At 65.7% G+C, this 24207-nt stretch carries 24 protein-coding genes and 1 pseudogene; 15 read left to right on the top strand and 10 right to left on the bottom strand.

Features of this window, described 5'->3' with window-relative positions:
- Window positions 1–133 precede the first annotated feature (133 nt).
- Window positions 134–553, bottom strand: a complete 420-nt coding sequence (locus AB0H00_RS25625; RefSeq protein ID WP_357270981.1) for an HSP20 family small heat-shock protein — start codon at window positions 551–553, stop codon at window positions 134–136.
- 144 nt (window positions 554–697) lie between these two features.
- Here AB0H00_RS25625 and AB0H00_RS25620 point away from each other — a divergent pair, with 144 nt between their 5' ends.
- The gene (locus tag AB0H00_RS25620; protein ID WP_357270979.1) at window positions 698–1054 is read left to right on the top strand and encodes a MerR family transcriptional regulator; all 357 of its coding nucleotides are present in this window, start codon (window positions 698–700) and stop codon (window positions 1052–1054) included.
- Window positions 1055–1125: 71 nt separating this feature from the next.
- Here the strand turns inward: AB0H00_RS25620 and AB0H00_RS25615 are convergent, their stop codons facing one another.
- From AB0H00_RS25615 to AB0H00_RS25605, 3 genes are all read right to left on the bottom strand, one after another.
- The gene (locus tag AB0H00_RS25615) at window positions 1126–1575 is read right to left on the bottom strand and encodes a response regulator (RefSeq protein ID WP_357270976.1); all 450 of its coding nucleotides are present in this window, start codon (window positions 1573–1575) and stop codon (window positions 1126–1128) included.
- Window positions 1576–1945: 370 nt separating this feature from the next.
- The gene (locus tag AB0H00_RS25610) at window positions 1946–2101 is read right to left on the bottom strand and encodes a hypothetical protein (protein WP_357270973.1); all 156 of its coding nucleotides are present in this window, start codon (window positions 2099–2101) and stop codon (window positions 1946–1948) included.
- Window positions 2102–2336: 235 nt separating this feature from the next.
- On the bottom strand, window positions 2337–3389 hold the full coding sequence (locus tag AB0H00_RS25605; RefSeq protein ID WP_357270971.1) for a fused (3R)-hydroxyacyl-ACP dehydratase subunits HadA/HadB: 1053 nt from the start codon (window positions 3387–3389) through the stop codon (window positions 2337–2339).
- A gap of 251 nt (window positions 3390–3640) precedes the next feature.
- On the opposite strand from AB0H00_RS25605, the pseudogene AB0H00_RS25600 reads away from it, so the two are divergent.
- The 4 genes and pseudogenes from AB0H00_RS25600 to AB0H00_RS25585 form a co-directional block, all read left to right on the top strand.
- Window positions 3641–3834 (top strand): annotated as a pseudogene (locus tag AB0H00_RS25600) (catalase); the annotation flags it as partial.
- A gap of 232 nt (window positions 3835–4066) precedes the next feature.
- Window positions 4067–4657 (top strand): C40 family peptidase, encoded by a 591-nt coding sequence (locus AB0H00_RS25595; RefSeq protein ID WP_357270968.1) that lies wholly within the window; start codon window positions 4067–4069, stop codon window positions 4655–4657.
- Window positions 4658–5185: 528 nt separating this feature from the next.
- Complete coding sequence (locus AB0H00_RS25590) at window positions 5186–5491, top strand: hypothetical protein (protein ID WP_357270965.1); 306 nt, start codon at window positions 5186–5188, stop codon at window positions 5489–5491.
- A gap of 707 nt (window positions 5492–6198) precedes the next feature.
- Window positions 6199–6438 (top strand): hypothetical protein, encoded by a 240-nt coding sequence (locus AB0H00_RS25585; protein WP_357270962.1) that lies wholly within the window; start codon window positions 6199–6201, stop codon window positions 6436–6438.
- A 548-nt stretch (window positions 6439–6986) separates the two neighbouring features.
- Here AB0H00_RS25585 and AB0H00_RS25580 read toward each other — a convergent pair.
- Entirely contained in the window at window positions 6987–7190 is a 204-nt protein-coding gene (locus tag AB0H00_RS25580; protein ID WP_357270959.1) for a hypothetical protein, read from the bottom strand.
- A gap of 135 nt (window positions 7191–7325) precedes the next feature.
- On the opposite strand from AB0H00_RS25580, the gene AB0H00_RS25575 reads away from it, so the two are divergent.
- From AB0H00_RS25575 to AB0H00_RS25555, 5 genes are all read left to right on the top strand, one after another.
- Window positions 7326–7484 (top strand): hypothetical protein, encoded by a 159-nt coding sequence (locus AB0H00_RS25575; protein ID WP_357270957.1) that lies wholly within the window; start codon window positions 7326–7328, stop codon window positions 7482–7484.
- A gap of 183 nt (window positions 7485–7667) precedes the next feature.
- Window positions 7668–7817: a hypothetical protein gene (locus tag AB0H00_RS25570; RefSeq protein WP_357270954.1), complete on the top strand. Its 150-nt coding sequence runs from the start codon at window positions 7668–7670 to the stop codon at window positions 7815–7817.
- Between the two features lie 2 nt (window positions 7818–7819).
- Window positions 7820–8296, top strand: a complete 477-nt coding sequence (locus tag AB0H00_RS25565) for a hypothetical protein (RefSeq protein WP_357270951.1) — start codon at window positions 7820–7822, stop codon at window positions 8294–8296.
- Window positions 8251–8556, top strand: a complete 306-nt coding sequence (locus AB0H00_RS25560; RefSeq protein WP_357270947.1) for a hypothetical protein — start codon at window positions 8251–8253, stop codon at window positions 8554–8556. The genes AB0H00_RS25565 and AB0H00_RS25560 overlap by 46 nt, the downstream gene beginning before the upstream one ends.
- A 323-nt stretch (window positions 8557–8879) precedes the next feature.
- Window positions 8880–12323: a protein kinase gene (locus AB0H00_RS25555; RefSeq protein WP_357270944.1), complete on the top strand. Its 3444-nt coding sequence runs from the start codon at window positions 8880–8882 to the stop codon at window positions 12321–12323.
- A gap of 157 nt (window positions 12324–12480) precedes the next feature.
- Here AB0H00_RS25555 and AB0H00_RS25550 read toward each other — a convergent pair whose 3' ends face one another.
- Window positions 12481–13356: a hypothetical protein gene (locus AB0H00_RS25550; protein ID WP_357270941.1), complete on the bottom strand. Its 876-nt coding sequence runs from the start codon at window positions 13354–13356 to the stop codon at window positions 12481–12483.
- Window positions 13353–13709: a hypothetical protein gene (locus tag AB0H00_RS25545; RefSeq protein ID WP_357270938.1), complete on the bottom strand. Its 357-nt coding sequence runs from the start codon at window positions 13707–13709 to the stop codon at window positions 13353–13355. Before AB0H00_RS25545 ends, AB0H00_RS25550 begins: the two co-directional genes overlap by 4 nt.
- A 65-nt stretch (window positions 13710–13774) precedes the next feature.
- Between AB0H00_RS25545 and AB0H00_RS25540 the strand changes: the two genes are divergently transcribed.
- Window positions 13775–17311, top strand: a complete 3537-nt coding sequence (locus AB0H00_RS25540) for a CHAT domain-containing protein (protein ID WP_357270935.1) — start codon at window positions 13775–13777, stop codon at window positions 17309–17311.
- A gap of 1 nt (window position 17312) precedes the next feature.
- Here the strand turns inward: AB0H00_RS25540 and AB0H00_RS25535 are convergent, their stop codons facing one another.
- Together AB0H00_RS25535 and AB0H00_RS25530 are read right to left on the bottom strand one after the other, a co-directional pair.
- Window positions 17313–17747, bottom strand: coding sequence for a TraR/DksA C4-type zinc finger protein (locus AB0H00_RS25535; RefSeq protein WP_357270931.1), 435 nt, complete (start codon window positions 17745–17747; stop codon window positions 17313–17315).
- A gap of 178 nt (window positions 17748–17925) precedes the next feature.
- Window positions 17926–18894: a LysR family transcriptional regulator gene (locus AB0H00_RS25530; RefSeq protein ID WP_357270928.1), complete on the bottom strand. Its 969-nt coding sequence runs from the start codon at window positions 18892–18894 to the stop codon at window positions 17926–17928.
- 121 nt (window positions 18895–19015) lie between these two features.
- Between AB0H00_RS25530 and AB0H00_RS25525 the strand changes: the two genes are divergently transcribed.
- Entirely contained in the window at window positions 19016–20263 is a 1248-nt protein-coding gene (locus tag AB0H00_RS25525; RefSeq protein ID WP_357270925.1) for an MFS transporter, read from the top strand.
- A complete protein-coding gene (locus AB0H00_RS25520; protein ID WP_357270922.1) occupies window positions 20260–20535 on the top strand; it encodes a hypothetical protein in 276 nt (91 codons plus the stop codon). Before AB0H00_RS25525 ends, AB0H00_RS25520 begins: the two co-directional genes overlap by 4 nt.
- Before the next feature lie 409 nt (window positions 20536–20944).
- On the opposite strand, the gene AB0H00_RS25515 is transcribed toward AB0H00_RS25520, so the two are convergent.
- Window positions 20945–22975, bottom strand: coding sequence for an NADPH-dependent 2,4-dienoyl-CoA reductase (locus AB0H00_RS25515; RefSeq protein WP_357270919.1), 2031 nt, complete (start codon window positions 22973–22975; stop codon window positions 20945–20947).
- 409 nt (window positions 22976–23384) lie between these two features.
- Between AB0H00_RS25515 and AB0H00_RS25510 the strand changes: the two genes are divergently transcribed.
- Together AB0H00_RS25510 and AB0H00_RS25505 are read left to right on the top strand one after the other, a co-directional pair.
- Entirely contained in the window at window positions 23385–23927 is a 543-nt protein-coding gene (locus AB0H00_RS25510; protein WP_357270916.1) for a hypothetical protein, read from the top strand.
- A 73-nt stretch (window positions 23928–24000) separates the two neighbouring features.
- The coding region (locus tag AB0H00_RS25505) for a beta-ketoacyl synthase N-terminal-like domain-containing protein (protein WP_357270913.1) at window positions 24001–24207 on the top strand (207 nt) is incomplete at its 3' end.

Below are 24207 nucleotides of genomic sequence, written 5' to 3'. Positions count from 1 at the left end.
AACGCCTTTCGCGTTTCCGTCGAGTGCGGGCCCGGACTCCCGGGCCCGCACGAAGGGGTGGATATCACACTCGTTGCAGATCTTTCGGCATCACCTCGCTTCCGACGGCGGTGCGTATCGGAGTAGACGCGGATCAGACGTTGATGGCCTTGCGTCCGTTGCCGTGGGCGATTTCGATCTTGCGTGGCTTGGCCTGCTCCGCCACCGGAACCATCAGACGCAGGACGCCGTCTGTGTAGTCGGCGCGGATGCGGTCGGTGTCCAGGGTCTCGCCGAGAAACAGTTGGCGGCTGAACATGCCGCGGGAACGTTCCGCGGCGATCATCTCACGCCCCGAATCCAGCTCCGGGCGACGTGCTCGTACCGTCACCACATTGCGCTCGATGTCCAGGTCCAGGGACTCGGGGTCGATGCCGGGCAGGTCGAACTCGACCACGAACTCGTCGCCCGCGCGCCAGGCATCCATCGGCATCACCGCCGGGCGGGCCGCTGTGCCGAACACCTGCTGCGTCAGACGGTCCAGATCACGGAACGGATCGGTGCGCATCAGCATGGTCGCCACCTCCAACTCACTCCATTCTCTATCGTAGGGCAGATAACCTATGTCATATGATGTAGATTTTTTATACCATTGAGAGATGGTGAGTTCAAGGAGCTAGACTAGGAAATATTGTTCGCAATGGAGAAGTGGGGATGGATGGTGCAGCAGCGAGGCGCGTCGGGGCATCTGCCGGATCCTGATCAAGCGGTGTACGGGATCTCGGTGGCCGCTGGGCTCGCCGGCATCGGCGTGCAGACGCTGCGGCTGTACGAGCGCCACGGTCTGCTGACTCCGGAGCGCAGTGGAGGCGGCACGCGTCGCTACAGCGCCAATGATCTGGCCCGCCTCCAGCGCATCACCGAGCTGGCCTCCGCGGGAGTCAACCTGGCGGGAATCGGGCGCATTCTCGACTTGGAGGACGCGAACGCCGACCTGCACGTGGACAACGACCGGTTGCAGGCCGACAACGTTCGCCTTCGCGCCGCGGAAGAATCACCGCCCGAGGGCACTTAGCTCGTTGCTGCCGCGGTCGAGCCTCCGCAACGGCGTACCGGATGGCCCTGATGCGGCGGCCGTCGAGCGAACTATGACGAGTGCCAGCGCGGCAGGCGCACGACCTGGACGAAGAACTCGTCGATCTGTTTGATCGCGGCGACGAACTGGTCGAGGTCGACCGGCTTGGTGACATACGCGTTCGCATGCAGCCGGTAGCTGCGCAGGATGTCCTCTTCGGCCGCCGATGTGGTCAGCACGACCACAGGAATGTGCCCGAGGCCGGGGTCTGCCTTGACCTTCTCCAAGACCTGCCGCCCGTCGTACTTGGGCAGGTTGAGATCGAGCAGTATCAGGTCCGGCCGGGGCGCCTCCGCGTATGCGCCCTGGCGGTAGAGGAAATCGAGTGCTTCCTCTCCGTCGCGGACCACGTGCAGCGTATTGCCGATCTTGTTGTCTTCGAAGGCTTCCCGAGTCATCAACTCGTCTCCGGGGTCGTCCTCGACGAGCAGGATGTCGATGGGACGGCCGGGGACGGTCATGCGGATGCTCCTTCACGGGCGAAAGGGTCGGCGGTGTGGGTGGTCGGGTTCCAGGAGTGCGGCGTGAGAGTTCCTGCCATGGCCACTCCACGGCGGCGACCACTCGAGGCAGGTCGTTCGATCGGTCACGCCGCGCGGACGCAGCCGGTCGGGATGCACTCGGGAAGTAGGACTGACAGCACATGCCGTCGTCGGCAAGCACCGACAACGGGGCCTCCGATCACCAATGGCGACGCCAGCAGCATGCCGGCCATCTCAGCGGCCGGTTACTGGACCGAAGAGGTACCAGCGATCGTATCCGATCTTCGGTCGGGTGGAGACACGACGCCGACCAGCGGGACTCGGCGTCTGAACGGCGTCTTGGTGGGAATCAGACCGTGGGGGTGCAGGATGTCTGCTCGGCGCGGTCGAGCGCGCCCTCGCGGCGCGGCGATCGCAGTTCCGCCAAGCTGCGGGCGACGACCGTGACATGTGCCGCTATGACCGCCAGGGAAGCAGAGCCGACCGCAGCGAGAAGCGCAACCACGACAGATACCGGTCCTTTCGGGCGCGAGCGGGCGGGGATGCCCGCTTCATGGATGCGGAGCGCGGGCCCGCCGATCCTGGCAGCGCTTGCTCCGTGTCCAACGTGCCCCGACTCTTCCGGACCAAACACACCGAGTCCGCACCCATGACACCTCGCCGATCACCAGAACGTCGATCCCGCCGTCGCCGGGCGGCCACGAATCCGCGGAGCGGTGGTGCGCGGTAGGGGCGCGCGATCAGGCGAGGGCGACCTCGGCCGTCGCGCGGCCGAAGATTTTGCGTCCGTCGTGCTCGGCGGTGATCGCCACCGTAGCGGTCCGCGTGTCCGGATCCAGGCCTTTCACCCGGCCGTGGAACTCGATGCGCCCACCGGTCTCGGTGACATGAACCGGGCTGGTCAGCCGCACGTTGTAGGCCCGCACTGCACCGGGGTCGCCGAGCCACGAGGTGAAGAAGTCCACACTGAGCCCGATCGTCAACATGCCCTGGGCGACAACGGTATCGAGCCCCATCTGCGTGGCGATCTCGGCACTCCAGTGGATCGGGTTCGCATCGCCTGCGACGCCGGCATAGTGGACCAGGTCGCCACGGCTGAGCGCGAGCGTGCGCGGGGGCAACTCGTCGCCGATGGCCACCGCGTCGAAGGACAGCGCGTGCGCGGGTGCTGTAGCCGCGGGCACGGGTCGCACCGGCTCGGAGGTCTGCGTACCGACGTACCGCGGCGGCGTCCGGTGTGACTTCCGCGCGTCCGGGTGTGCGCCGTGCATCACGATCGCATCGACCGAGTGGGGGAGTGCGCCGTTGGCGCGGCCGAACAGGCTGGTCCGGGAAGTGAGCACAGGCCGATCGTTCTGGTCGACTATGGTCTGGCGCAGTCCGATGAGGTCACCGCCGAACGCTGGGCGGAACGAGTCGAGGCACATCTCGAAGCCGACTCGATCACCGGCCAGCAGCGGGCGGTGGAACTCGATCATCAGATCGGTCTGGATCATGTTGCCCAGTTCGTAACCGGGCAGGATTATGTCGAACACCTCGGCATAGGCCAGATAGCCGGGCACGGAGCCGAAGGTCGGTGGCGCCAGCAGACTGTCGTAGCCGAAGCCGGCCGCTGCGTCCTCTGACCAATGCGCGGGGTGGTAGTTACGCACCGCACTGGCGTACTCGCGAATCTTCTCGCGCCCGACCTCGTAGTAATCGCAGGTGCGGTACCGCCGCCCGAGTATCGAAGACGTAAGCGCTGCGGGATCGATCACGTCGGTCTCACCGGACGTCGAACGGTTACTGGACATCGCGGGGAATCTACCCAATGGACCGCGATTTTCCGGTCAGCCCGCATCGCACGCCGTTTCGCGAGGAGGGAGGTGTGTTCCGAACTTCCACCACGCCGGAATCCCGCTCCCCAGCGACGAGCACTCGTCGATGGTCAGGTCCGACGGCCCGATCCTGCTCGACTACGCCCCTTTGATCGAGAAAATACGACCTCGACCGGGAGCGGGTGCCCGAACGTCACCGCACGCCAAGGGCGGCGGAGCGTTCGGCGCACCCGCCGACCGTGCGGTCGGACGCCAAGGATGGCGCGATGCGTCACCGCAACCCGGCGGCCCGGTGTACATGCCGAACGCGAAGGGCGGCCCGCACGCCGCTCCTGCGGTTGCTGCCCGTCGGCCGGCTGGCGTATCGATGGCCCGCGAGGTCCTCGACGACGCGGCGCGCCAGCGGCTGGTCGACAACATCGCGTTTTCCTTTCCGAATATGCGTGTGACCGTGGAAAGTTTCCAGTTATCGTTTTGTTATCGAATTCCGGTGTGTCCGGCTTTGCGAATTAGAGATTGTGCTGAAATATTGCTCTTCGGATCCGCTGGATTGACAACACCGTGGTGTTTCGAATTCATTCGAGGCTTGGTGAAGTCCTGCGATACCGGATGCGTCTCACCGGGCCTGCCGACGTAGATCGGAGGACCGCATCATGGCGTTCAGCGCCGATGTTCGACCTGATCAACGCTCGCAACGCACTTCATGCCGCACACTCGCTCTCGCCACGGGGGCTGTTGCCCTTGCGGCCGTCGGAGTGATCGAAGCTGCCGCACCGGCAGTCGCCCAGCCGTTCCCGGGTGCAGGCAGCTCGGAGAGCGCCGAGGAAATTCCCTTACCCGGTTTTCTCGTTTTTCCGAGTATTCCAGGATTCACGCCACCCGCGCCCCCGGCTCCGGAGAAGTCCTTGGGTGAGCGTGCCGTCGACGCCGCGCTGACCAAACTGGGCGCGCCCTACGTGGGCGGCGCGGCGGGGCCGTCTACCTTCGACTGCTCCGGACTGGTGCAGTGGTCCTACCGGCAGGCCGGCCGGGAACTGCCGCGGACCAGTTACGAGCAGCTCGCTGCGGGCAGCCCTGCGTCGCAGGACGATCTGCGACCGGGCGATGTCGTGTCCTTCTACGGCGGCAGCCACTCCGCCCTCTATGCGGGAGATGGCAACGTCATCCACGCCGCAACCTATGGGACCGGTGTGAAATTCGCGCCGATCTCATCGATGCCGTATGCCGGAGCGCGCCGATTCTGACCAAGCGGCGGGCGGTGCGCCCACGGTTGTCGAGCCGGGATCCTCCAAGTCGGCCAGCGGCCCGATGGCACCGCCTGCCACCATGCGTACCGCGAGACGGCTTTTGGCGTCGCCGAGTACCGTTGAGCTTCCCCGGCATCTCGATCGGCTTGGGGCAGCATCGACTGTTCGACGTCGCCGAACGAGCCTCGGCCACGGTGTGTGCCGAGTTGTCGGCGGTTCGTGATCCACCCGCGTCGCTCCCGGTGCAGAAGCCAACCGACGCAGGCGAACTCGATACGACGATTCGCCGCTCGAAATCGAATTCTGGACCGCGAAAAGCTGGGGGCAGTGTGGCGGCCAATGTATGCTGTGTGGTAACTGTATGCTGTCTAGTCGGCGATTGCGCTGGTGGTCAGCATGATTGGCTGGCGCAAAGAGATTGCCATAGTGCCGCACTGCGCGGTGCTGTGCGTCGGCCAGACATGCTCACAACGTTTCCTTGGCTCGCTGGACGCAGACGCGAGAATCGTGAAAGAAGGTAAGGCAATGGTCAAAGCAGCACTCGGCTCGGTCCTGGCGGCCGCGGCGCTCCTCGTCGTAGGGGCCGGTCAAGCATCAGCCGTACCGGTGGTGAATCCCGGGCCGCTCGGGGCGCCTATCGACGGAATCCTCAGCGATACCGCCGGCGTGGCGGGCTACAACTGTTTGGTTCTCGGTCCCGGCTGGGGCTTCGGCATGAATGCTCCGGGAGCAACCGGAGTGGTGAGCGGGACATTCTTTGCCCCTGGACCGGTCTCCGCTTACTGCATGGGCCCCATGGGTTACGTTACCGGCGGGGGGTTCGCCTCATAACCCCTCGGCGCCCAGCCGGTGTGCTCACGCCCGGGCGGCCGCGACCACAGTCGACAACTCTTCGCTGCTGGTGTGCTACTACCGGTGATCGCGTGTCGTAACGAGGCTCATAGCCTGGTCACAGTCGTTTTCGGAGTCAGAGGCAATGTCGGTCGTCACGTCGCGGCGGGCCTGATCGCATGGGGCGAGCAGGCCCGTCTGGCCAGCAGAGAACCCCGCACGGCCGACTTCCCCGAGCGGCCACGTCGTCGCGGTCGATCTGGAACGCCCCGAAACGCTGCCCGCCGCACTCGAAGGCGCGGAGCGCGTGTTCCTCTACGCCAAGCCCGACGGATCGACGGTTTCGTGGCGGCGGCCGAGACTACTGGGGTATGGCATGTGGTATTCCTGTCGTCCGGGGCCGTCTCGCAGGGTAACCCCGAGCGCAACCGATTGCCCGGGTGCATGCCGTTGTCGAGTCCGCCATAGAGGCGTCCGGTCTGGAGTGGACATTCATTCGGCCCGGCATGTTCGCCACGAACGCACTGTTGTGGTGGCAGAAGTCCATCCGCGACGAGGGCGTCGTCCGCGTGCCATATGCCGACGCGCGGACCGCCCCCATCCACGAGAGGACCTCGCGGCGGTCGCGGTACCGCTCTGACCGAGCCGGGTCACCACGGCCACGCCTACGCCGTATGGGGCCCCGAGTCATTACCCTGCGTCAGCAGATGCGACACATCGGTGCGGCCATCGGCCGCGAGATCGCTTTCGAGGTGATCTCCGTCGAACAGGCACGTGCGGAATTGAGCGAGACCATGCCGTCGATCGACGTCGAGGCCGTCCTGGCCGGATGTAAGCCCGGAACAGCCGCACCACCGCAGGTGTCGACGATCATCGAGGAGGTCACCGGTCGCCCCGCGCACACGTTCGGGCAGTGGGCGAAAGACCACGCGACCGACTTCCGCTGACCGGTCGCGGGTGTCGCGGTCCTCCTCGATTCACTGTGTACCCTGCAGTCACCGATTCGAGCTCTCGTGACCGGATGCCTCGGTGCGCAGGGCCATGAGCCGGTCGGATTCTATTGGCGGAGTCGCCGATCGGGCAGAGCCGCAATCTTGGTCGGTTCGGCGAGCAATACCGATGCGGCGTCGGTGTTTTCGATGACCAGCTGCGGTATCAGCGAGTTCGGGGAGCGATCACCTCGCGCCGCACAAGGTGGCTGGGTGCTTGCCGGGGCGAAGTCGATCGAGTGCGGTGCAGGCATCGTCTGCCCGGCCTTCGGCTGTGATGGTCGGTCCTTCCGCTTCCGCATCGCGCGAATCGAATACTTGCGCAACTGATTGACGAACCCGGTGTGGCGGGTTTCTAATGGTTGTCGGCGCAATTCATGCGTCGATGAGCAATCACACGAAGGGGGGTGAGCGGCAGATGCCGGCTGACAGTATCGACGCCTCCAGCCGGGCCGCCCCCGCGAATCGGGTTGTGCTGTCGCGTCGCTGATCCGCGCGCTGATTGATTACCGGGAGTGGACGGCTGACAAATGTCCTGCGGTGCCGTCACTCACCGGATGTCCGAAGATATCGGAGGCCGCCACCGCGATCTTGTCGAGGACTTCGCCCTTCGGACGGCCCGCCTCGTCGGCTGAGATGAAAAGCAGCTCGACGCGAAATTCGCACCGACGGCCATGTTCGCGAATATCTCGGAGGAGTGAAGTAATCATGGCTGAGCTCATCGACTTTTCACCCCGGCTCATCGACCCGCCGGCAATCAAAAATGTCGGATACGCCGGTGCGATCGGCTATTTCAGTGAATCCCGCCCGGACACGACGGTCGGTGCCGAGCCACTGACGATGAAATGGACGACACCGGCTGGGATCCAGGTGCTTCGGGGTATCCGATCACCGAGTACACCGATCGCCCCGGCGGTCTGGTATCGGGTTTCCCGGGCAGCGCGATCTATCGGCTCGATGGTCGGGATGCCTACTGGGTGCGCTGCGCGATCAGAGACCGCTGAAACCGCTCGGCGTACGAGAACGAGCCGCTGGCCTCCGAGTTGCGAACCTCCTGGGACACCCGTGCATACCAGCGGTTCGACAAGGTCGCGTCTACTCGCGACCACGCCCGACACTGACGATGGACTCTGTCGACGGCACCGATATGCGCCTGGGCGATCCGCAGGGCCGACGAAGGGACAACTATGGACAAGCTGCTCTCTGACCTGGAAAGCGAGCCGGTACACACCTGGGCCTTGTCGCAATACATCCTCGCTGCCGTCGCGGTTTTGCTCGGGCTTCCGGCTGTCGAGCTGGCCCGCGGCAAGGTGACGTCGGCCGGGAAGGGGCAGTGATCATGCAACGTTTGGGAGTGGTGCACTATGACCCCTTCGAGGTGGTGTTATGCGTGGTGTTCGGGGTCTCTGCGGTGCTTCAGTTCTTCCACGGGGCACCGCCGGGGTCGACGGCCGCGTCACTGCCCCCCGGGTTCCGGATGGTATGGCTGGTGTTGATGACGGCGGGTTGCGTCTTCACACTCGGTGGGGTGCTCTCACGCTGGGTGTGGGGCTACCTCGTCGAGCAGATCGGCTTGATGGCGACGGGCTGGTCGCTAGTGGCATACGGCGCGCAGGTACTGCTGCTGCAGATCCAGCGTCATGCTCTGTCGCCCGCTACGGTGCTCGGCGGCCCGTTGGTCATCGGGCTCGGCGTCGCATTTCTCTGGAAGCGCCAGCAGGTATGGAATGACGTCAAGCACTTACGCGCGTCGAGGCAAGAGGAGGCAGCATGGACAGCATCTCGCAGTCGCCGATCTTCGCGGCGTTCGTGCTGATCGCCAGCTCCTCGGTCGTTTCTTCCATCGCGACAACGTGGTTCAGCCGCAAGAATCTCGACGCCAGCATGACGAAGACAAAGGCGGACGCTGCAAAGACGCTGAGTGACACCGCAATCGCGCAGACACAGCTGATGGCCGAACAGCTCGGTGAACTGCGCCAAGCGCTACGGATGCACCGCGAATGGGATAAGAAAATGGTGATCATCGCCCGGCGGGCGGGGCTCGAAATCGACGATCCTCCCGAGCTGTGGTTGTAAGCCATCGAAGTGGGTCTTCGATGAATTCATTTCTTCCTTCCTCATCGCTGCCGCGCTGAGGAAGCCGAGTCGAGCTCTGCTGCCGATGCGGTAGCAGGGTGTGAACTCGGGTGCTCACTACCACCGCCGGACTGCCTCACATCGGCCGCGACACAAACCTCGGACGCCATAGCGATCGTCTATGATCGGAAGTAGTCAAGGTTTCTGCTTCATGAGGTGATCGAATGGTTACCTACCTTCACAACCCGGATGGAGTCGTCTTTCGGCCACGGTCGGCAGCGCCGAACGACGCGGATCCGGCATGGTGACCGAGGGAGCGTGTCATGTCGGCATCCGAACCCGCCACAACCCAGCGTGACCTGCAGGTCGATCTCGCGGCTGAACTGGCCGCGGAACTGGCCGCGGCCGGATTCTTCGACGCCGAGGAGATCGGACGGGGCGGATTCGGCGTCGTGTACCGCTGCACCGAGCGATCATTGGACCGCGCCGTTGCGATCAAGGTCCTCACATCAGAATTCGCTGGTGAAGACCGACAGCGCTTCGTCCGCGAGCAGCACGCGCTGGGACGTCTGTATGGGCATCCCAACGTCGTGCAGATCCTGCAGGCCGATATCACGGCTACCGGCCGACCCTATATCGTCATGCCCTTCCTCTCCCGGGGATCACTGGAAAGCCGGCTGCGCTCGAAGGGTCCGATCCCGTGGGACGAAGTACTGTCGATCGGGGAACGCATCGCCGGAGCCCTGGCCGCCGCGCATGCGGCTCGGACCGTTCACCGCGATGTGAAGCCCGCCAACATCCTGGTTTCCGATTACGATGAACCGCAGCTGGCCGACTTCGGCATCGCCCGCATCAGTGGTGGCTTCGAGACCGCGGCCGGGCGAATCACCGGCACCCCGGCATTCACCGCACCCGAGGTTCTCGATGGTGAACCACCCAACCCGGCCTCGGACATCTACAGTCTCGGTGCGACGCTGTTCTGCCTGCTGACCGGGCATGCGGCCTTCGAGCGCCGGACCAACGAACGCGTCATCGCGCAATTCCTGCGTGTGATGACCGAACCGATCCCGGACCTGCGCGGAACTGGGATTCCCGCCGAGGCTGTCGCCGCGGTCGAGACAGCTATGGCACGCGACCCTCGGGCGCGCCCGGAATCCGCTGCCGCCTACCAACGCCAGTTGCGGGACGTGCTGGGCAGCTGGGCTCCGGCCACCGGCCCCGGCCCTCCGAGGCAGTCCGGGTATCCGGCACTGCCGGATGTTCCGTCACGCGCGAGCGCGGTGCGCCCGGCCGCGCCTCCGCCGACGGCGCTGACGAAGTTCCGCCCGCCGACACCGCCGCGGGCACTCGTGGACCGGCCCCGGCTGCTGCAGATTCTGCGGAAGGGCAAGCAGCGCCGGTTGACGGTGGTTCATGCGCCGGCTGGTTTCGGAAAGAGCACGTTGGCCGCCCAGTGGGCGAAGACGCTGGCGGCCGATCAGACCCAGGTCGCCTGGCTCACCATCGATGCCGATGACAACAACGCCGTCTGGTTTCTGGCGCACCTGGTCGAGGCGGTCCGCCGCGCACGACCTTCGCTCGGCGCCGAACTGGATCAGATTCTCGAGGAACGAGCCACCGATGCCACCCGCTACGTCGTCACCGCGCTGATCAACGAAATCCATTCCAGTGGAGAGACCTTCGCGATAGTGATCGACGACTGGCATCGGGTGACCAACCGCGCAGCCATCGCGACGATGGAATTCCTGCTCGACAATGCCTGCCACCACCTGCGCATCATCGTTGCCAGCCGAAGCCTCGCCGGGCTCCCGATCAGCCGGATGCGAGTACGTGACGAGCTTGTCGAAATCGACTCCAACGACCTGCGATTCAACCAAGCAGAAACCAATTCCTTCCTGGTCGACGTCAATCTATTGGAGTTGGCCGCGAGCGACATCGCCGGCCTGCAGGAATCGACCGAGGGCTGGGCGGCCGCACTGCAACTCGCGTCATTGTCGCTGCGCGGCAAGGACAATCCCGCCGAATGTATCGGGCAACTGTCCGGGCACAACTACGCCATCAGCGAATACGTCGAATCGAACATCCTGGACACGCTCGACCCCGCCCTACTCGACTTCCTGCTGGCGACCTCGGTGACCGAGACCGTCTGCGGCGACCTCGCCGATGCGCTCGCGGGGGTGGGTTACGGGCAGGAAATGCTGGAGGAAGCCGAGCATCTGGAGTTGTTTCTGCATCGACTCGATGATGAGTCCACATGGTTCCGCTATCACCGGCTCTTCGCAGATATATTGCGGCACCGGCTCACCCGGCACAACCCCGACCGGCTCCGACGGCTGCACCAGACCGCTTCGAAATGGTTCGCCGATCACAAGATGCTCAACGAGGCCGTCGATCACGCCTTGGCCGCCAACGAGGTTACCGGCGCGGTCGGGATTATCGAAGAACACGGGCGGGAACTACTGGAACAGGCCAAGATGGCGACCGTACTCGGCCTCGTCGCGAAACTGCCGTCGGCGTACGCGACGACCAATCCACGGGTACAGCTCTTGGTGGCCTGGGCTACCGTCGCACTACAACGGCCGTTGGCGGCCCGCACCGCACTGGATCTGGTCGATGCGGTGCTGGATGCTGGTGTACCGGACGAGGCCGCCGCCGCCATGCGGGTGGAGGCGTCCTTGATCCGCACTGGGGCAGGCAACTTCACCGATAACTACGGTCGCCTGCCGGAGGTGATCGAGCAGCTCTTGCATGTGGAGGGGGCGGAAGGACAGCTCGACCCCTTCTTCGCCATGGTCGCCGCAAGCACCGGGTCCACCTGCGCGCTGAACCGCTTCGATTTCGACGAGGCTCGCCGTTGGCAACACTGGGTCGCACCGTATCGCCCGAAATGCAACGGGCCATTCGCCGTCGTCTACGGATACTGCATGGGCGCGATAGCAGCCTACGAACAGCTCGATATCGCGGCGGCCGAATCCGACCTGCGGACGGCACTCGCAATGGCACGGACGATCGGAAACCGTACCCACGGCGCTACGCTGGCATCCGCACTGCTCGGCGCGCTGCAATACCACCGCGGCGACCTCGTCGGCGCCGAGGAACTGCTCGACGACAGCGCCGCGCTCGGCCCCGAAGGCGCTCTCGTCGAATTCATGAACGCCACCTACGGAATCGGGGCCCGGGTGAAGGCGCTGCGCGGCGACCGGGACGGGGCGGAGGCGCGGCTGGCGGAGGGAGCCAAGATCGCGGCCAACCTCTCCCTGCCCCGGCTGGCCGCGCGCATCGTGAACGAACGCGTGCGCATCGGACTACCGATCGATCAGGATGACCATGACGAGCTCATCCAGCTGTCACTCGACCTCCATCAGCCGGACGGGCTACACAGACTCACAGCGGAACTCCAGCAGGACACGGCGATTCGGCTGTTGCTCGATCACCGCTCGCGCGCAGCAGCCGAGCAAGCGTGCACGCGCGCCGAACGCTTGGTGCGCGAAATCGCCACCTCCGACCGCCCCCGCGCGTTGACGTCAGCCGAACTCCTCTGGGCGGCAAGCCTTTCCGCGTCCGGACGACCGGACGAGGCGATCGCCCTTGCCGTCCCGGCGCTCACGCGGTGTGCCGAGCACGGATTGATCCGGTTCGCAGCCGACGAGGGCTTGCCGATGCATCGGATACTGGCTGCCCTCGATGTGGACCCGACGCCGGCACCCAGACTACCGCGGTCCTTTCTCCGAGAAGCCCTGGCGGAGCCCCATTTCGACAGACACTGACGCTCCCGCACAATCCCGGCGACCGGCCCGCTGCTCCGGCTCGTTCGGCGCTGACGACCTACAGATGGCCATTGATACTTGCCTCGTCATGCGGTCGTAAGGCCGTGTTGTGTTCGTGCTGGTCACGGCGTTGCTTCGTGGTGCAAGGACGGGCTGGCTACCCAGGCCGTTTCCGCAACACCTCGGTCAACTGCTCGCCGATCGCCGGTGTCAACCTGCCCGTCAGCTCGAACCCGAGCTGGTTGGCAACGTCGCGGGCGTGCAGGTCGACCGAAGCCTCCACGAGGTCCGCGTATACCCCCACCGCACGGCGGATCCGACGGGGTGACATCAGCAATGCGCATACGCCCGGCACGAGCGCTGGCCACCAGTACACACCGACGGACAGATAGGCCAAGCCCCATACCGAGGTGCGGGCGGCGGAGGCACACCGTTCCTGGACCATCGTCACCTCGGTCCGCGCCGCCTCGGGCAGCACAAGCCACAGCCGCGGCCACGTCGTGGTCAGGTCGAGTCCCGTGCCACGGCTGACACGGTCGTCCACGGTCCGCAGCCGGTCGCCCGCCCACGTTGGGCATGCCGGTTCGATCTCGGAGATCGCGTCGCGCCGCAGCACGGCCCGACGCGCTTTGCTCTTGGCGCGCAGGTCCGATCGGTCGGCCAGCACTGCCTTGACCGCGGCGTCCGCCTTCGCCGCTGCACGCCGCCAACGGTGGTGGCGCAGCACGACGAACGGCCTGCCGGCACCCGTGCCTGTCGCTCCCCATGCGGCGATCACGACGCCGCCGAGCGCGGTCACCGCCAACCCCACCACGGCGGTCGCGGCGAGGAACGCCGCCGCGGCCGAGACCAGCGCGGGCCCGGTCGACGCCGCTGTCAGTCTCGTCCGCAGCAGGTTGAAATCGAGTGCGTGAGAAGGCCCGAGCATGACCGCCACAACCACAACGGCCACGAAAACCGCTGCGGGAAGCGCGAGCGCGGAAGCCCAGCGGGTAGCCAGGTTCTTGCCGAGCTCGGTGAGAAACGCGTTCACAGGTCGATCCTGGTTACGCGGCACGGCTGTCCGGTGAGCCGGCAGAACGGACGTTCGTCGGTCGCGGCACGCGTGCACGCACCCGTGGGGCACACCCACGCGGTGACCACGACGCCCCGCGCTCCCTTCCAAGGCTCGAAGCCGCGGTGCGCCCGCGTCAGGTTGTCGATACCGTGCCGGGCGAAGGCGTTGTCGAGCAGGTCGAGGTCTGCTTCGGATACGTCGCCTTGCTCGGCCGCCGCGACGATTCTGGCCAGCACGTCCGCGACGCCGTAGCGGGAAGCGCGTTCGGTCAGCGCCTCTCCCGCCTGCTCGCACAGGACTTCGACCCGAGGACCGGTCGTTGGTGCCATACCGACTGCGAACCTCCTTCTCCGCGATCCAGATAACGCTACCGTGGACCGAAAGTGATTGGGGGGTGCGAGTGTACGACGACGTCCAGTGGGTGGTTGAGAACTTCGAGTACACCGGCGATGTCGGCGCACTGCTCGCCGCAAGTCTGCCGCCACCGCAGCAGTGCCCTCGGCACCTGCTGCCCCACCTCGCCCAAGCGCACTGGCACCGGTTCCAAGCGCAGAGTGGGTTCACCGGCCTGGTCGACCGGGAGATCGCGGCCGCCATCGCGGGCAGGCCGGGTGATCCCGCGGTCTCGCGCGTCACCGCCATGCCGCAGTACCGGGCGCTGGACGAGGCACGCGACGAGTTCCAGGAATACCAGGACCGAGAGTCGCTGGCGCTGTTCGCGAACGCCTACACGGCGTTGATGAACGTGCTGGACGACGAGCGAATGAAGGCCGCGCTCACCGCCGACCACGCCAAGTTGCTGCTCATGCTCGACGAGCACGACGGTACGGATATCTATCGCGAGATCGTCCTCAACGGGCTGAACTGGACGATCGCCCGCACACCCCGCGACGATCCGCAACGCGCCCGCAGGCTGGTCGACCGCGCCCGAGCACAGGAGAACGCAGGCAGGCGGCCGGGGGAGATCCTCGCCGACTACCGGGCCGCTGCCCAGCTGGCGCTGCGGGAACGCCCGGTGTGGCGCGACGTCGTGCTGGAGCTCGCCCAGTACCAGTCCGATCTCTACGCGGGCGCTGGGGCGCCCATCCACCTGATGGGTGCGCTGGTCGCATGCCGTGACCTCGCCGACGCGTTGGAGCGGGACTTCGGCAACACGGCTACGGTGCCCGCGCTCCGGCAGCTCGAGCAAGAGGTAAGCGGCCGGATCGGTCCCGAAATTGCGCGGTTCCTGCTGACCTGTCATCGCGATCCCCGCGTTCTCCAGGCGCAGTACGACCTGGTCGGGAGCCTGCAGCAGCAGTCGGTCACGCTTGATGTGCTCATGCAGCGACGCGACCAGGCGTGGGTGCTCGCCATCGGGCTGCCGCTGGACCACGACGGCAGGCTGGACGCGCTGCTGGACCTCTACCACACGCACAACGACCTCTGGGAGATCGGCGGCGACACCGACGCGATTGCGCTCGCCTACGACACGGTGACCGAAGCGCTGCTCACCACATCACCGGACAACGCAGGCCGGGCAGAACTGCTGGAGGCACTCGCCAACTCCGCGACGACCGCCGCCATGCGGACCGGCTCCCACGACGAGGCGAAGCGGGCGGTTGATGCCGCACGCGCCGCGCTGGACCTGCCGCCCGCAGACCATGGCCAGCGCGCACTCCGGCTCTCCACACTCGCGTCCGCGCTGATCATGCAGTTCCAAGTCGGCGGCAACCCCGCGGCGGGCCAAGAGGCCGTCACCATCGCGGAGGAAGCCGTCGCGCTGACCCCACCCGGCGACTCGAATCTTCCGTTGCGCTGGTCGACGCTGTCCATGGCGGCCGAGGAGGCGGCCGAGGCCGGTGACCACGGCTTGTTCACCAAAGCCGTCGACGCAGGTGCGGCTGCCGTGGCCACCATCCCGGCGGACGACGTACGCCGGATCGGCATGCTCTACAACTATGCCGGCGCCGTGCAGACCCAGGCGGTCACCACGAAGGTGACGGACGCGGAACCGTTCCGCGAGGCCGAACGCGCCTACCGGGCCGCACTCGCGCTAGTGGCTCCCGATCACCCCGACGTTCCGCGGATCGAGAGCACCATCGCCGACGTGCTGTACCACCGATACCGGCAGTGCGGCGACCTCGACGCGCTGGACGACTCGCTCGAGCTCGCGGAGAAAGCCGTCAATCAGACACCGCAGGCCCACCACTGGTGGCCGTTGCGGGCGATCGCACTCGCGCGCTCGGCCCGTGAGCTCGCCATGTTCGGCGGGCCGCGTGCCGACCAGCTCCGCCAGCTCGCGATCACCCACTACCGGGCGGTCTCCGCGCACCCGGCCACCAGCGCGCAGCACCAGATGTATTGCGAACAGGCCCAGGCCGCGATGCTCGCCGAGGCGGACCCGGTGACATGGCTGGACGCGCAGGAACGCGTGATTGCCGCCATTCCCGCCACGGTCAGCCGGGCCCTGTCGCGGTACCGCAGGCTGGCGGCCGTGCGGCAGCTGGACGGCCTCGCCGACCGGGTGGTGGACGCGGGAGTGCGGTCTTGCCAGCTCGACCGGGCGCTGGAGCTGGTCGAACAGTGCCGCGGCGTACTCTTCGGCGACGCGTGGGGTATCCGCCGAGGCTGGGCGCGACTGCGCGAGACACGGCCGCAGCTGGCCGAGGAGCTCAGTGAGGTCGAGCGCAAGCTCGCTGAGGCCGACGCGTACGCCGACGTGACCTTTCACATCGAGGTGGAGTTCGACGGCCGGACCTCCACCCGAGACTGGGACCCGCGACCACAGGCCGTCGAACAGATCCGGCGGCTCGCGGTGCGGCGGGACCGACTGCTCGCCGAGGCGCGGGCGGTGCCGGGGTTCGAGGATCTGCTGGCGCCGCCGAACCTCGAAGTCCTGCGCACGCGCACGGCCGGGCATACCGCGGTGGTCGTCAGCGCCGCGGGCACCGCGCTGGTGGTGCCCGCCGACTACTGGCAGCCCGTCGAGGCTGTGCCGCTACGGCGGATGACCGAGGCCACCGCCCGCGCCCAGGTCAGGCGGCTGCGAGCGGCGCTCGCCGACGTGAAGGACCCGGCGTGCTCGTTCGAACGGCGCGAGGAGGCCCAGCTGGACGTGCACGCCGTGCTGGAATGGCTGTGGGACACCACGGCCGGGCCGGTGCTGGACCGCGTCACGACGACGCGGCTGTGGTGGTGCCCGATCGGAATCACGGCCCAGCTGCCACTGCACGCGGCGGGCAGGCACCGCGACGGCGCGGGACAGACCGTGTTCGACCGGGTCGTCTCCTCGTACACGCCGTCGCTGACCGCGCTCGCCGACACGTTGACCACGCCTCGGCCGCACCACGCCCGCCACACCGCGCTCATCGTCGGTGTCGGCGAGCGTCGAGGCGTGCCCGTGCTGCCGAGCGCCCGCGCCGAGGCCGAGGCGGTGGCGGGGCTGCTGCCAGGCTCCACCGTGCTCATCGACTCCGCCGCCGATCCGGAGGCCATCCAGCAAGGCCTGCACGAGCACGCGATCGCCCACTTCGCCTGCCACGGCCAGGCGGTCAGCTCGGCAAAGCACCCCGACCAAGGTGGACTGATGCTCAGCGACGGGATGTTCGTGCCCTCGTTCGTGCGCGACCTGCGCACCACGCAGGCACAACTCGCGTTCCTGTCCGCGTGCGACACCGCGGGCCCCGACCCAGCACTGCTGGATGAGCCGCTGAACCTGGCGTCGGCTTTCCACCTCGCGGGCTTCCGTGGCGTCATCGGCACGCTGTGGCACACCGCGGACAGCACCGAGACCGCCGAGGCGGTCTACGCGGCGCTCACTGCGCACGGCACCCGGCCCGCCGACGCGGCTGAGGCGGCCACCGCGCTCACCGAAACGTTGCGCCGCATGCGGAACGCCTATCCAGCCGTGCCGACCAGGTGGGCCGCCCACGTGCACGTCGGCGACTGAGCTACTCGCGGGGTGGAACGCCTCGATCACCAGCAGACCCGCTCTCGAAGGTCGAGGTCCGTATCGGACGGGAACTGCCGGAAGCAGGCAGACGCTGCTGGCAATTCAGGCACCACTGCGTAGTGGGAATGGTCTGCAGTAGGTGAATCGGGATCTCGGTGTGACAGCCGCGACAGTGGCCGTAGCGCCCCGTGGTGATGAGTGTGAGGGTTTCATCGACGTCGGCCAACGCTTGGCGTGCTGCCACGGCAAGTTTGTTGGTGACCTCATGCCTGGCCGTATCAGCCGCGTGGGTGGGTGCGGTGGCGCGGTCGATTTCGGCGTCGAGTTCGGCCAGCTGCTGCAGGCGGAAGCGGCGTTGCTGGTGGAGTGTGGCTCGCAATGCGGGTAGGTGGTCGGTAAGGGGTGCGCGTGAGACGCGGTGTGCGTGGGTCATCCGGGTCTCCAGGACTGGTGATTGGGAATGTGGTTCGAGATGCGGTCAAGTGCGGAGGGTGGGCCACCCTGTCAGCGGTCCGCTATATGACCACCTCCACCTCGACCTCATCCGAATATTCGCTGACAACCCCAGAATCGTTTACGCCGGTTCGGCAGCGTGTTGCAGGAAGCGACCGTTAGCGTCGGGTGTTTTCGATGTCTCCTTCGCTGCGGTGTGGTGTCGTGGCCCAGGATGGGAGCCAGGCTGTCTCAGTGAGCGGTGTCAGGCTTCCGAAGTGGGTGATGATTGCCCGGAGTCCTGGGTGCGGATTCGTTCTGGGGAGGATGAGCGAGAGCGGGTATGCGAGCGTCGGATTCACGATCGGGATGCGGCGTAGGTCGTAGTTCGTCGGCCAGATGTACCGGTCGCGCGCGCCCACGAGGGTGGCCACGTCTGCGGAGTCCGCGAGGATATCGAGGAGTACCTCGTTGCCGAAGTTCGGGCCCGCGGCGTCGACACGGAGGTCGAATTCGGTGGCGAGCTGATCGTAGAACTCTGCCCATTCGCTTCGCGGCGCGATACCCGGCACCCAGATCCGATGCTTGCGCAGCTGGGGTGGTGTCAGGGTTCGTGCGGAGGCGAGCGGATGTCTCGGGCCGACGAGCAGTTCCAGCGGGGAGTCGAAGGCGTGGATCATTTGCACGTCGCGCGGCAGCGTGGCCGGGTCGGTGACCGTGCGGAACGAGGCGTCGATATCGCCTGCTTGGACGGCGGCGACCGCCACGCGCGGGTCGTTGACCCTGAGGGTCACCACGTCGAGGTCGGTTTCGGGATGCGACCGCCAATAGTCGTGCAGGACGACGGCCTGCGCGGATCGTAGGCCGAGAACGTCGATCCGAAGGGCCCGTGATCCCGGCCTGACCGCGGTGATGGCGCGATCGACACCGGTGATGATGTTTCGTGCGTGAGGAAGAAACGCCTGGCCGTCGAGTGTCAGCTCGACCCCTCGCGCGGTACGGGTGAACAACCGGATGTCGAGTACGCGTTCGAGGGTTGCGATCCGCTTCGATACGGCCTGTTGCGTCACGCCGAGTTCGTCGGCCGCGTGTTGCAGCTGTCCGAGCTCGGCCGCGCGGACGAACGATCGCACCGCCTCGGTATCCATCGATCTAGCTTAATTACCCAACTGATCGTTGTGGCTCGCAGGGGAGTCGGTTGTTTGATCCCGCGCCGATGCGGCTGATGTGATTCAGAGATCCGAACATCGGTTGTCGCGAAGGAGTCGCATGCACGTGCAGTTGGGGCGCAGCTTCGGTTGGCTGTGGTCGGCCTACGCCGTCAGTACATACGGCACGTGGATTGCTTTCGGAGCGTTCCCGCTGATCGCGGTTCGAGTGCTGCATTCGCCGGCATTCGCCGTTTCGCTTCTGGAGGCGGCTGGGCTTGCCGTCGCGGCGATTGCTGCGTTCCCGCTCGGGCCGTGGGTCGAGCACCGAGCCAAGCGTCCGGTGATGATCGCGATGGACCTCATCCGGTTCGTCGCGATGGCAAGTGTTCCGATCGCGTACGTCCTCGGCTTGCTGTCCTACAGCCAACTGCTGGTCGTCTCGGTCGTCTCCGGGACAGCGAGCATCGCCTTCACCGCCGCCTCCGGCGCGTATCTGAAGTATCTCGTCCGTAGCGAGCACCTACTTGTCGCGAACGGAAGATTCGAGGGCACGAGCTGGATGGCGACCGCGGCAGGCCCGCCACTCGGTGGCGCGCTCATCGGATTGCTCGGTCCAGTCATCACTGTCATGGCCGACGCCCTCAGCTACCTGCTGTCCGCGCTCGGGGTCCTCCGCATTCGTGGAGGCGACGTCGCAGCACTCCGTGACCCGGCCACCAGGTTACGCGGAGCCGACCTCCTCGGCGGCTGGCGGTTCATCCTCCGCGACCGCGCTCTGCGCCGCCTCTTCCTCAACTCAATCCTGGTCAGCGGCCTGATCATGGCCACTGTTCCGCTCCTGTCCGTCCTCCTGCTCGGCCAGTATCATTTCCCGGCCTGGCAATACGGTCTTGCCTTCGGCATCCCGGCGCTCAGCGGCTTCGTGGGCGCCCGCCTCTCCGCACGCCTCGTGACCCGCTACGGCCGGCACCGGGTGATGATCATCTCCGGCTGGCTGCGATCGCTCTTCCCACTCGGTCTCGCGTGCATCCATCCCGGCATTCCCGGACTCCTCACCGTGATCATCGTCGAGGGCCTGCTGATCACCTGCATGGGCATCTTCAATCCGATATACGCAACAGAACGCCTGCAACGAGTTCCCGCGGATCATGCCGCCCGAGTCCTCACTACGTGGAGTGTCAGCAGCAAACTCCTACAGTCTGCCCTGATGGTGATCTGGGGCATCCTCGCCACACTCACCAGTCCGCTCGCCGCGATCACCACGTCTGGCATTCTCTTGCTCGCCACCCCGCTCCTGCTGCCCAAACGGACACACTTGTCCGACCCTGAGTTCGCCGTGTCGGCCGAAGATGTCCGGGCCGCATGAAGAAACAGGACGCCACAGCGGCCCGACAGCGAGAGACGGTGTGGGCCGCTGCGTGGCGTGAATCCCGATCAGCTGCTACCGAACAGCCCACCCGGTATGAGGTCGCGGAACATTCGCCACAGCGGATCATTACCGCGCCCGCGGTCGTTGTCCCATCCTCGATCATTGCCGCGCCCGCGGTCACGGTCGGTGTCCTGGAAGCCGGGACGGTCCGCCCAACGATCGTGGCTGATTTCGGTGACGACGGCTGCGGGCGTCGCCGGATCGGCTGAGGCCGGAATCGTGGATGCTGTCAGAGGAACAGCAGCGATTGTGCCTGCGATGGCCACGCGGGCAAATATCCGGCGCGGAGCAGTGGATATGGTTGTCGAGAACAACAAGGAAATCCTTTCCATCTTCCGGTGAACGATGTGTCCACCTCCCTCGTCGAGGGGCTGTTCCACACTGTCCGAAGACGACCGGAACAGGTTGGAGATCGACAGTGCCGACTGTCCGGGTGCCGTGGTTCGGTCTCTCACGACATGTCGGCCACATGTGTCTCCCTCTTACACTTTGCCGCACTCGAACCGAAAGGTCACGGGAGGAGATGATTTGGGAAATCGACTCCGCCGAGGCTGCCGCTTGCCACGGTGTCATCTCCGATGCGTCGGTGCTATGGGCGGAGCTGCTTGCCCACGGTTTTCAGATCGCGGCGGCGAGGCGGGTGCCTTGATCGATGGCGCGTTTGGCGTCGATTCCGGTGGCTTCGTCGGCGCCGCCGATGAGATGCACCCGCATGCCGAGGGTTTCGAGCGGATCTTTCAGGTTTCGGACGGATTCTTGTCCGGCGCAGACGATCACGTTGTCGACGTGAATGACGCGCCGCCGTTCCCGGCTCTCGCCGAAGCTGATGTGCAGCCCGCGATCGTCGATCCGCTCGTAGTTGACCCGGCCGATCTGCTCGACTCCTTTCGCCTCGAGAGCGGCACGATGGATCCATCCGGTCGAGGTGCCAAGTGTGGTACCGAAAGCGCCTGACTTTCGTTGCAGCAGTGCCACATCCCGGAGGGTGGGGGCGGGTTTAGGCCTTGTCAACTGTCCAGGAATGTGGGCCTCGTGGGTGATTCCCCACTCCTCCTGCCACTCCTCGAGTTTCAGCGCGCTGTGGCCGGCGGCCGTGAGGAATGCGCTGACATCGAATCCGATCCCGCCCGCGCCGATGACTGCGACGCGCTTGCCGACGGGCCGCTCCTTTCGAATCAGCTCAGGGTAGGACAGCACCATCGGGTGATCGATTCCCGGGATGTCGGGCATTTGGGGGCGAACGCCGGTCGCCAGCACGACCTCGTCCCAGTCGCCTGCGGCAAGCTGCTCAGCGGTAGCGTCGAATTTCAATTGAACTGTGACACCGGTGAGTTCGAGTTTTCGGTGGAAGTACCGGATCGACTCGTTGAACTCCTCCTTACCGGGAATTCGGCGAGCGAGGTCGAACTGGCCGCCGATTTTGTCGTCGGCTTCGAAGAGCTCGACGTGGTGCCCGCGCTCGGCCAGCCCGATCGCGGCAGACAGGCCCGCGGGGCCTGCGCCGACGACGGCGACGCGTTTGGCGCGGCGGGTAGGCAGGAGCTGGAGCAGTGTTTCGTGGCATGCGCGTGGATTCACCAGGCAGGACACGGTTTGCCTGATGAAGGTGTGGTCGAGGCAGGCCTGGTTGCAGGCGATGCAGGTGTTGATCTCGTCGACCCGGGATTCGGCGGCCTTGTTCACCCATTCCGGGTCGGCCAGCAGTGGACGGGCCAGGGAGATGAGGTCCGCGTCGCCGCGGGCCAGGATCTCCTCGGCGGTCTCGGGCATGTTGATCCGATTCGACGCACATACCGGAATCGACACATGCGCTTTGAGTTTGGCGGTGTATCCGACGAACGCCGCGCGCGGCACCGAGGTGGCGAGGGTCGGCACTCGTGACTCGTGCCAGCCGATCTGGGTGTTGATGATGTCCACCCCGGCGGCTTCCAATTCCTTCGCCAGTGCGATGATCTCTTCGAAGGTCTGACCGTCGTCGACCAACTCGGCCATGGACATCCGGAACATGATAAAGAAGTCGTCGCCGACTGCGGCACGTGTCCGGGCGACGATCTCGACCGGAAACCGTCGTCGGTTGGCTGCCGAACCACCCCAATTATCGGTTCGGGTGTTGGTGCGTGGGGCGAGGAACTGATTGATCAGGAACCCCTCGCCGCCCATCAGCTCGATGCCGTCATATCCGGCCGATTTCGCCAACTCCGCGCAGCGCACATGGTCGGCGATCGTCGATTCGATACCCTTTTCGGACAATGCCCGAGGCTCGAACGCGGTAAGCGGCGACATCACTACCGAGGGCGCCACATTGTTCGGAACACGCGAATCACGGCCCCCGTGCAGGATCTGCAATGCGATTTTGGCGCCCGCCTCGTGTACCGCTTCAGTGACCACGCGATGTCGCTCGGCGTCGGCCTCGGTGATCATCCCGCGGGCGAACGGCCACACCCAGCCTTCGCGATTGGGCGAGCACCCGCCGGTGACGATCAGGCCGACGCCGCCGCGGGCTCGTTCGGCGAAGAATGCGGCCAGTCGGTCGATGTGCCAATCCCGGTCCTCGAGGCCGGTGTGCATCGAACCCATCACCACGCGATTGCGCAGCCTGACGCGCCCCACCTCGAGCGGCGACAGCAAGCGCGGAAAAGCTGAACTCATGCGATGAACGTAATGACCGGCCTCGACGTGCGCAATGCTGTTGAACTGCCCGTTCGGAAACGGGAACCTCCCCGATCAGATCGGGCTGGCCGCGATGACGCGGCTCGTCGCCGAGGATCCCTGTTGCAACTGGCTACGAGTGGCGCTCGGGGAGGACACGTGGATACCGGTGATCGGTGCGCCGTAGGGCAGGAGTACACCGGTTGCGAGGAGCCGATTCGGCTGGCAGGCTAACGTCCAGCAGACCACTTGGACGTGTCTTGTGGCCTGCTTGGCGGAGAGAGATACCGAATGAGCACTGATTTCGTCTTCTGGGCTGGGGAAAGTAGGGCACCTGCCGCAGATCTCCCGGCGGTTACCTCTGACGTTGTCGGCATCCTTTCGCTGCAGTGAAAGGAAGTGTTCGCTCATGGGCCACGGCTCGTTGACTGTCGATGAACCTGTCGCTGTCGAAGTGCGTGGTCGAGCCACTGTTCCTCGAGGACGATCATCAGAAGTCGCCGTCGAGCGAGTCCGCATATCGGATACCGACCCGGTCGACAGTGCGAACTCTTGGTATGTCGGTCTGCTGTCGCAGGTGCTCGAGCAGTTGCGGAGGGCGGCCTCGGCCGGACTCTCCGGCAAGACTATTGCCGCGCTGCGACAGCGATTGGTGCCGACCACAGTCGCCGGTTCGTTTTCGGCGCAGCCTTTTTCGTCCGATCTGACGATAACGGTGCGCAGCTTACTTGTTGAACCGTTGTTTCGCTGCACCGAGCGCCGGCGGAATTTCTTCCGAGTGTTGCGGCTTTCTGGGTCCGACTCAGCCGAATGGCAATCAATGGCGGATGTCCTGCCGATACATTGCGCGCCCGCGGTAGCTGAGCTGCCGAACTTTGCGCCGCGCACCGGCTGCGGCCGGCCGATTGTTCGACTCGCTGCCTTGTCATCGACACCCGAACGAAAACCGTAGGTGGGTGGGCCTGCGTCGCTGCTCGCTCCACCGGGCGGCTTTGGCAACTTCGAAATACCACTGGATGTGAGAAATGGACACAAGCACTGGCGATTCGTCCGAACGCTTGATGGAGTACCTGAAAAAGATTACTTTGGAGCTCCTGACGACTCGCGACGATCTGACGCAGATGCGGGAAAAGCTCAATGAGCCGATTGCGATCGTGGGGATGAGTTGCCGGTTTCCGGGTGGTGTGGAGTCGCCGGGGCAGTTGTGGGATCTGGTCGCGTCCGGTTCGGAT

This window comes from Nocardia sp. NPDC023852 (assembly GCF_040639505.1).
Classification (GTDB): Bacteria; Actinomycetota; Actinomycetes; order Mycobacteriales; family Mycobacteriaceae; genus Nocardia.
The sequence above is the reverse complement of the archived record's forward strand: the minus strand, read 5'-3'. Positions and strand labels throughout refer to the sequence as shown.

Bases quoted from the DNA above. Each gene is read 5' to 3' on its own strand.
- AB0H00_RS25625 (WP_357270981.1), bottom strand. From the start codon at position 553: ATGCTGATGCGCACCGATCCGTTCCGTGATCTGGACCGTCTGACGCAG.
- AB0H00_RS25620 (WP_357270979.1), top strand. From the start codon at position 698: ATGGTGCAGCAGCGAGGCGCGTCGGGGCATCTGCCGGATCCTGATCAA.
- AB0H00_RS25615 (WP_357270976.1), bottom strand. From the start codon at position 1,575: ATGACCGTCCCCGGCCGTCCCATCGACATCCTGCTCGTCGAGGACGAC.
- AB0H00_RS25605 (WP_357270971.1), bottom strand. From the start codon at position 3,389: ATGTCCAGTAACCGTTCGACGTCCGGTGAGACCGACGTGATCGATCCC.
- AB0H00_RS25595 (WP_357270968.1), top strand. From the start codon at position 4,067: ATGGCGTTCAGCGCCGATGTTCGACCTGATCAACGCTCGCAACGCACT.
- AB0H00_RS25590 (WP_357270965.1), top strand. From the start codon at position 5,186: ATGGTCAAAGCAGCACTCGGCTCGGTCCTGGCGGCCGCGGCGCTCCTC.
- AB0H00_RS25585 (WP_357270962.1), top strand. From the start codon at position 6,199: ATGCGACACATCGGTGCGGCCATCGGCCGCGAGATCGCTTTCGAGGTG.
- AB0H00_RS25580 (WP_357270959.1), bottom strand. From the start codon at position 7,190: ATGATTACTTCACTCCTCCGAGATATTCGCGAACATGGCCGTCGGTGC.
- AB0H00_RS25575 (WP_357270957.1), top strand. From the start codon at position 7,326: ATGGACGACACCGGCTGGGATCCAGGTGCTTCGGGGTATCCGATCACC.
- AB0H00_RS25570 (WP_357270954.1), top strand. From the start codon at position 7,668: ATGGACAAGCTGCTCTCTGACCTGGAAAGCGAGCCGGTACACACCTGG.
- AB0H00_RS25565 (WP_357270951.1), top strand. From the start codon at position 7,820: ATGCAACGTTTGGGAGTGGTGCACTATGACCCCTTCGAGGTGGTGTTA.
- AB0H00_RS25560 (WP_357270947.1), top strand. From the start codon at position 8,251: ATGGACAGCATCTCGCAGTCGCCGATCTTCGCGGCGTTCGTGCTGATC.
- AB0H00_RS25555 (WP_357270944.1), top strand. From the start codon at position 8,880: ATGTCGGCATCCGAACCCGCCACAACCCAGCGTGACCTGCAGGTCGAT.
- AB0H00_RS25545 (WP_357270938.1), bottom strand. From the start codon at position 13,709: ATGGCACCAACGACCGGTCCTCGGGTCGAAGTCCTGTGCGAGCAGGCG.
- AB0H00_RS25535 (WP_357270931.1), bottom strand. From the start codon at position 17,747: ATGACCCACGCACACCGCGTCTCACGCGCACCCCTTACCGACCACCTA.
- AB0H00_RS25530 (WP_357270928.1), bottom strand. From the start codon at position 18,894: ATGGATACCGAGGCGGTGCGATCGTTCGTCCGCGCGGCCGAGCTCGGA.
- AB0H00_RS25525 (WP_357270925.1), top strand. From the start codon at position 19,016: ATGCACGTGCAGTTGGGGCGCAGCTTCGGTTGGCTGTGGTCGGCCTAC.
- AB0H00_RS25520 (WP_357270922.1), top strand. From the start codon at position 20,260: ATGAAGAAACAGGACGCCACAGCGGCCCGACAGCGAGAGACGGTGTGG.
- AB0H00_RS25515 (WP_357270919.1), bottom strand. From the start codon at position 22,975: ATGAGTTCAGCTTTTCCGCGCTTGCTGTCGCCGCTCGAGGTGGGGCGC.
- AB0H00_RS25510 (WP_357270916.1), top strand. From the start codon at position 23,385: ATGGGCCACGGCTCGTTGACTGTCGATGAACCTGTCGCTGTCGAAGTG.